Source organism: Novacetimonas maltaceti (genome assembly GCF_002906255.1).
In the GTDB taxonomy this organism is placed as follows: Bacteria; Pseudomonadota; Alphaproteobacteria; order Acetobacterales; family Acetobacteraceae; genus Novacetimonas; species Novacetimonas maltaceti.
The window spans coordinates 22,862-29,314 of sequence record NZ_POTC01000038.1; the positions used below are offsets into that span (position 1 = coordinate 22,862).

At 59.5% G+C, this 6,453-nt stretch carries 7 protein-coding genes and 2 tRNA genes; 4 read left to right on the top strand and 5 right to left on the bottom strand.

What is annotated here, in order from left to right:
* Positions 1-25 precede the first annotated feature (25 nt).
* Together KMAL_RS12170 and KMAL_RS12175 are read right to left on the bottom strand one after the other, a co-directional pair.
* Positions 26-1,285 (bottom strand): polysaccharide biosynthesis/export family protein, encoded by a 1,260-nt coding sequence (locus tag KMAL_RS12170; RefSeq protein WP_239020114.1) that lies wholly within the window; start codon positions 1,283-1,285, stop codon positions 26-28.
* 260 nt (positions 1,286-1,545) lie between these two features.
* Positions 1,546-1,621, bottom strand: a tRNA-Ala gene (locus KMAL_RS12175).
* Positions 1,622-1,783: 162 nt separating this feature from the next.
* Between KMAL_RS12175 and KMAL_RS12180 the strand changes: the two genes are divergently transcribed.
* Entirely contained in the window at positions 1,784-2,089 is a 306-nt protein-coding gene (locus tag KMAL_RS12180) for a YggT family protein (RefSeq protein ID WP_180999817.1), read from the top strand.
* A gap of 99 nt (positions 2,090-2,188) precedes the next feature.
* On the top strand, positions 2,189-2,650 hold the full coding sequence (locus tag KMAL_RS12185) for a YjjA family protein (RefSeq protein ID WP_110095971.1): 462 nt from the start codon (positions 2,189-2,191) through the stop codon (positions 2,648-2,650).
* Positions 2,651-2,763: 113 nt separating this feature from the next.
* On the opposite strand, the gene hemJ is transcribed toward KMAL_RS12185, so the two are convergent.
* From hemJ to hemE, 3 genes are read right to left on the bottom strand one after another with little or no spacing between them, the layout of a single operon-like run.
* Positions 2,764-3,213 (bottom strand): protoporphyrinogen oxidase HemJ, encoded by a 450-nt coding sequence (hemJ, locus tag KMAL_RS12190; RefSeq protein WP_110095972.1) that lies wholly within the window; start codon positions 3,211-3,213, stop codon positions 2,764-2,766.
* Positions 3,210-3,911: an HAD family hydrolase gene (locus tag KMAL_RS12195; RefSeq protein WP_110095973.1), complete on the bottom strand. Its 702-nt coding sequence runs from the start codon at positions 3,909-3,911 to the stop codon at positions 3,210-3,212. Before KMAL_RS12195 ends, hemJ begins: the two co-directional genes overlap by 4 nt.
* A gap of 2 nt (positions 3,912-3,913) precedes the next feature.
* Positions 3,914-4,975, bottom strand: a complete 1,062-nt coding sequence (hemE, locus tag KMAL_RS12200) for a uroporphyrinogen decarboxylase (protein ID WP_110095977.1) — start codon at positions 4,973-4,975, stop codon at positions 3,914-3,916.
* A 437-nt stretch (positions 4,976-5,412) separates the two neighbouring features.
* Here hemE and KMAL_RS12205 point away from each other — a divergent pair, with 437 nt between their 5' ends.
* Both KMAL_RS12205 and KMAL_RS12210 read left to right on the top strand, forming a co-directional pair.
* A complete protein-coding gene (locus KMAL_RS12205; RefSeq protein ID WP_110095974.1) occupies positions 5,413-6,054 on the top strand; it encodes a Maf family protein in 642 nt (213 codons plus the stop codon).
* Positions 6,055-6,138: 84 nt separating this feature from the next.
* A tRNA-Ala gene (locus tag KMAL_RS12210) sits at positions 6,139-6,214 on the top strand.
* Positions 6,215-6,453: the final 239 nt, after the last annotated feature.

A 6,453-nucleotide genomic window follows, 5' to 3' on the forward strand; every position in this document is an offset into this window, starting at 1 on the left:
CATTCCCGACCAGGCCGGGTCAGTATCATTTAGCCAGCCATGCGGCTGTGATGCCCGGGCTGATGATGGTGCTCAGCAGATTGAAGAACTTGTTGAAGTTGTTGATCTTGGCGTTGGCGACGTAAATCAGGTCCCTGTTTTTCATCGGGATCTTCTGCGCGAGGAAATAATCCTGCGTATTCATCAGGTCCAGATGATAGACGACCGGCACACCTTCCTGCCCTGGGTCGATCTGCAGGCCAAGCTTGGCCGCGATATTGCGGTCCTCGAACCGGAACAGGTAGACGGCGGTCGGGTCACCCTGCGCGTCGGAAACGCCGCCCGCCCGCGACAATGCCTCCGCCAGGGAGACCTGGGGAGTTCCGAATGCTATTTCGGTTACCCTCGAACTCGCACCGAAAACCGTGAACGTGCGCGGTTCGGACAGAAGTTCCAGCCGGTCCCCCGGCTGCAGGGGGATGTCCTGTTCGGGGGTCTGCTCGATCAGTTTCAGCGGTGCCTGCACGATCCGGTCGCCACGCGTCAACTGCACCAGCGTGTCTTCCGACAACTGCTTTGGTCCGCCGGCAAGCGCCACGACATCAAGCACGCGTTCCTGGTTGGGGGTCAGCGCAATGCGACCCGACCTCACGACGTCGCCATACACCATCACCACGTTCGTCTCATCGAGAACCGGGCGCACGATCACCGCCGGCCGCGTGGAAATATGCTTCAGGCTGTTATTGATACGCTGCGAGATCTCGGAAATCGTCAGGCCGGTGACATGCACCTTCCCCGCATAGGGAATGAAGATATTGCCGTCATTATTGACCTCCACGACGGGCAGGTTCGTCTGCACCGCCCCGATCGGGGGCGCGCCGCCCACCCCGCTCATGGAGGTCAGGTTGCCTGCGTCGGTGGTGGTCGAGGTCGTGATCCCGCCGGTAAAGACACCATTGCCGATTTCATAGATCGAAATGGCCAGGTGGTCGCCCGGGCCCAGCCGGTCATTATGCGTGGGGACATAGGACGTGGTGTTGAGGGTGGAAAGCAGGGGGGGCTTTTCCTCCGCCAGCCAGGAAGCCAACTGGTCCGTGACGGGGAATATCTTGAACCCGAGGCTGTTCTTGTTCGGGTTTTTCTGCTGCGAGATGATTTCCGACTCTTCCGGACCACTGCTGGGAAGGGTATTGCAACCAGCCAGGAGACATCCCACGACGCCAACCATGACCACGGCCCATCCGGGGCGGGACGGTTTGCGGCCCATCAGGCTGGGACGACGACCCGTGACCGATGATCCTGTCATTCCAACGGAATGTCCATCTTCACGACGCGTCCTCAAAGCAACGGGATGTTCTGACATGCTGGTTTAATATTTTCTCTTTGCTAGGGACAAACAGGACAACCCGTCGACTGACCAGGACGTCACAGGAAGGAAAAGCCGGATATCTCTACTCTGCCCACAAGGAACGATCAACCGGAACCTGTCGGAAGACAGCATGAGGCATTACGGGTGCAGGGCGCCCGTAAACGACAGTCTTAACATTTGAGAGCTGGACTGAAACATGGTGGAGCTGAGGGGAATCGAACCCCTGACCTCCTCATTGCGAACGAGGCGCTCTCCCATCTGAGCTACAGCCCCACGTTTCATGGAGAGCGATAAATCACATACCCTGCGGCCTGTCAAGGCGTGTCGCCCTTCGGAAAAACAGTTTTTCATGATCCCCTGCGGCCATGGATATTGTGACCCATGATCACGGACGCTACGTTGCGTGGTCATTCCCCTGTTTTGAAAGTTGGCCCATTGGTTACCATCGTGTTCCAACTGCTGTTCGAACTGATACAGCTCTATACCTGGGTTGTCCTGTCGGCCTGCCTGTTCAGTTTCCTGCTGGGCTTTGGCATCCTGGACCCGCGTCAGCCCGTGGTGTGGAAAATCTACAATTTCCTGTCACGCATGACCGAACCCCTGCTGCAGCCCATCCGCAGCATCCTGCCCGCCGTCGCGAACATCGACCTCAGCCCCCTTGTGCTGCTGCTGCTGATCCAGTACGTGCTGTATCCGGTGCTGGGCAAGATATATGCCATGTTGATGGTGGGGATTGCATAACCACCCGTCAGGCGGAATGCTAGGGAGTGCGGTGCACACCACGGCAGAAGCAGGTTCTGTCGCGCCATGTGCGCCTGGCCACACGGTTCAGGAGTTCCGATGTCCATCTTCAAGAAACTTTCGGCGGCATGCCTCGCCCTTCCCCTCATCGGCGCGGTTGCGGCGGCACCGGTTCATGCGCAGGGCCTGCCCGGCCTTTCGGGTGGCAATTCATCCGGTTCCTCGATGCTGGGCAACGCCGCGGCGGGCGCACTGTCAGGCAGCGGCCTGAGCATTCCCTCCGTCTCCTCGCTGGCCCCTTCGAACGTGACGGGCCTGCTGAGCTACTGTGTCGAGAACAACTACCTTGGCGGCAATTCGCCTTCGACGATCCTGTCCTCGCTGAAGAGCAAGAGCGGCCTTGATACGTCCAGCCCGCTTTACTCCAACGGCCAGAAGGGCATCCTCGACACCGGGAACGGCAACACCTTCTCGCTGTCCTCGCTTGAGGGCAACATGAAGCAGAAGGTGACCAAGAAGGTCTGTAATGCTGTCCTGAAGCAGGGCAAGTCGCTTCTGTAAGCCATAAAGTAATAAAAGTTTTTGGGTGCCGCCTTTTTTCCAAAAAGGCGGCGTTCCTTTGAAGCTTTTTGGAAAAAGCTTCACCAAAAACTTTTATCTTCTGAACTATGAATTCAGAACGGTCGCACGACAATCATGATGACGACGATCATCATCAGGACCGTGGGCACCTCGTTCGCCATGCGATAGAAACGCTCGGGGTGGGTATTGCGGTCCTCGGCAAAGGCACGACGCCATGAGACGCAGGCCCCGTGGAACCCTGCAAGACCGAACACCGCGACCAGTTTGGTCCACCACCATCCGCCATGCCAGTCGATCAGGCCCGGCAACATCGCAAGCAGTCCGCCAAACAGGAACGTGCTGCACATCGCCGGCAGCATGATGAAGCGCAGCAGCTTGTATTCCATCACCTTGAAACGTTCTGATTCCGCCGATCCCACCGCCACCTGGCAGTGATAGACGAACAGGCGCGGCAGGTAGAACAGGCCCGCCATCCATGCGACCATGGACATGATGTGGAACGCCTTGAGCCACAGCATCCACGGCCACAGCACAGCCATCATGCGGCATGTCCCTGTGAGCGCAGTATCCGCTTCACCAGCGCCGTGAATTCCGTCAGGTGCCCGACCCGCAGCAGGCCCGGCCAGCTTGTCGCCGGCAGGTCAAGCGGGCGCAGCAGCACGCACGCCATGCCTGCGGCACGTGCGGCCCCTGCCCCGGTTTCCGTATCCTCCAGCACCAGGCAGTTTCCCGGTGCGACCCCTGCGGCCTGTGCCGCGGACAGGTAGACGGCCGGGTCCGGCTTGGGCTTGCCCATGTCGCGCGCGGAATGGATACAATCCGGCGCGATCAGTGCATCCAGTCCCGTACGGCTGAATTTCGCGTCCATCTCCAGTTTCGACGAATTGGATCCAATCCGGTAGGGGATGCGGAGTTCGCGGATTTCACGCAGCATGGCGGCCGATCCCTCGATCGTTTCCGCCTCCGAACGCATGAGTTCAACCAGCGCGTGCTGCATCTGTGTGGGCCAGTCGCGGCCCAGCTTCAGCCCTGCCTGGTCTTCCAGTTCTTCCTTCAGCGCCGTCAGCGCCTTGCCCGCGAAACGGTCGACCGCATCCTCGTCACTGATTTCAAGGCCGACCTTGCGCAGTTCACGCGCCAGCATGCGGCATGACGGGCCTTCGCTGTCGATCAGCACGCCATCGCAATCAAAGATGATCAGTTGCAGTTGCCCATCGGGCCTGATGGAAGCAGGTAACATGATCAGATATCCCTGATGGTCGCGATAAGGTCGCCAACATGTTCGGGTGGCGTCGCGGGCACGACCCCATGGCCAAGGTTGAAGACATGTGGCCGTCCCTTCATCGCGTCACGGATGGCGCGGGCCTCCGCACGCATGCCCTCGCCCCCGGCAAGGACGCGCAGGGGATCAAGATTTCCCTGCAATGTCAGTGTATCGGGAAGCTGCGCCGCAATCGCCTTCATGTCCGCACTGGTGTCGAGCGCCATCGCATTGACCCCGGTTTCACGGCCATATTCAACCGCCATGATGCCGGCAAGGCGCGGGAAGCCGATGACCGGCACGCCGGGATGGCGTTCGTTGATGATCTTTACGATCCGCTGCGCCGGGGCGATGACGTGCCGCCGGAACTGCGACGGCGGCAGCAGGCCTGCCCAGCTGTCAAACAGCATCACCGCTTCGGCCCCGGCAACGATCTGGTTGCACAGCATGTCTGCCGTCGCGGTGGTCAGGGTATCGATCAGGCGGTCGAAGAATTCCGGATCGGAATAGGCCAGGCCACGCGTGATATCGAATTCACGCGATCCATGCCCTTCCACCATGTAGCAGGCCACGGTGAACGGCGCGCCCGCAAACCCGATCAGTGTCACCTGCCCCGGTTTTGCAACGCCAATCGGGTCCGGCCCATCGACGATGGTCCGCAGCCGCTGCAGGGTTTCCATGACCGGCATGGTCGCCGCTTCTACCCGTTTCACATCAAGCCGTTCGAGGTCACGCAGGCTGCGCACAGGTTCCAGCACCGGCCCGCGACCATGGATGAACTCCAGCGACTGTCCCATTGCCCAGGGCAGGATCAGGATGTCGGAAAACAGGATGGCCCCATCCATGCCAAAGCGTCGAATCGGCTGCAGGGTGATTTCGGTCGCCATGTCTGGCGTCATGCAGCGCGTGATGAAGTCCGCCTTTTCACGCAGCGCCCGGAATTCAGGCAGAAACCGTCCCGCCTGTCGCATCAGCCATACCGGAGGGGGCCAGATCGCTTCTCCCGCAAGGGCACGCAGAAGGGGTTTGCCTGTTTCGGTCATCGGTCCGTCGTTCAGTTTCATTGCAGCGGGACTATCTCGTACTTTTTGCCGAGCGAACAGCGTCGATGCGCCCGAAGTGTGTTTCCACGTTCCGCGCGGTTCCCATTCCTAAACAATAAAAGAAAAGAGAAAGAAATTCTTGAAGGGGTTAATAGGGGGTGTGAGTGATGGGGTACCCACGTTTCCGAATTTGTACCCCATTTTTCCCACAGTGTGTACAACCTGCCGGTACGCGGTTTTCGGCCATCAGGGAAAGTTATCCAGAATTTCCCGACAGGGGGCTGTGTACAACTCAGCGTGCAGGGGGGTGTTCGGCTTATCCACGGTACTCGGTACGGCGCAGAATCATGCGAAGTACCATCCCCATGTACCACAGTACTCCCGGAGTACTCCCCGACCCGGATTTCATGTTTCACTTTGGCAGTACGGAGCGCCAGATGCCCGACGACTCGAATTTAGTACTAAAGGCCGATTCATTACAGGCCGAGTCGCCGCCGATAGTACTCGCCAGCCAGTCGCAGGCGCGGCGTAGCCTGCTGGAATCCGCAGGCGTAAAGGCACGTTATCAGGCCGCAGACGTGGACGAGGACGCAATCAGGCGACAGTGCCGCGCCAGTGGACATGATGTCGATGCCACGGCGCTGGCGCTGGCGCGGGCCAAGGCCGCACGGATGCCTGCCGACGGTGCGCTCGTGATCGGTGCGGACCAGATGCTGTCATGCAATGGGGAATGCTTCGACAAGCCTGCCGACATGACCGTCGCACGACAGCAGTTGATGCGGCTGCGTGGACAGGCGCATGTCCTGCATACGGCGGTGGTGGCGTGGCGCAGCGGTGTGGAAGTCTGGCATCATGTCGCCCGCCCCCGCCTGTGGATGCGGACCTTCAGCGAGGATTTCCTGGACCGTTACCTCCGGCTTGAGGGCGATGCCGTCCTGTCATCCGTAGGCGCCTACCGGCTGGAGGGACCGGGACTGCACCTGTTCGCCCGTATCGAGGGCGCGCATGATGCCATCCTTGGCCTGCCGCTTCTGCCGCTGCTGGATTTCCTGCGTAAGCAGGCGGTGATACGAACCTGAATTTAGGGGCTTGCAAAGCCATGGGGCACTCGCTATACCCCGGCAGGCAAGCGGGTCGTTCCCATGCGACCCGGTCGATGTTGTGGGGCCATAGCTCAGTTGGGAGAGCGCCTGAATGGCATTCAGGAGGTCGTGAGTTCGATTCTCATTGGCTCCACCATCTTTTCTCCATGATAAAATCGCTGCGGTTTTTCCTCCCGATGCTTCTGCGTCGGGTAATGGCGTGTCCGCAGGTATGGTAAATAAAAGTCTTCGGGTACCGCCTTTTTTCAAAAAGGCGGTGTCTTGCGAAGCTTTTTGGGGTCTGTTGGGAATTACCGTGAATTGATGATAGCGGCGGTGAGATAAATCATTGCTGCGAATGATCTGTCTGTCTTGTCGCTTCGCATGGCGATGCGC

Excerpts from the sequence above, each read along its gene's own strand:
- KMAL_RS12170 (WP_239020114.1), bottom strand. The coding sequence starts at position 1,285 with ATGACAGGATCATCGGTCACGGGTCGTCGTCCCAGCCTGATGGGCCGC.
- KMAL_RS12185 (WP_110095971.1), top strand. The coding sequence starts at position 2,189 with ATGTCCATCTTCAAGAAACTTTCGGCGGCATGCCTCGCCCTTCCCCTC.
- hemJ (WP_110095972.1), bottom strand. The coding sequence starts at position 3,213 with ATGATGGCTGTGCTGTGGCCGTGGATGCTGTGGCTCAAGGCGTTCCAC.
- KMAL_RS12195 (WP_110095973.1), bottom strand. The coding sequence starts at position 3,911 with ATGTTACCTGCTTCCATCAGGCCCGATGGGCAACTGCAACTGATCATC.
- hemE (WP_110095977.1), bottom strand. The coding sequence starts at position 4,975 with ATGACCGAAACAGGCAAACCCCTTCTGCGTGCCCTTGCGGGAGAAGCG.
- KMAL_RS12205 (WP_110095974.1), top strand. The coding sequence starts at position 5,413 with ATGCCCGACGACTCGAATTTAGTACTAAAGGCCGATTCATTACAGGCC.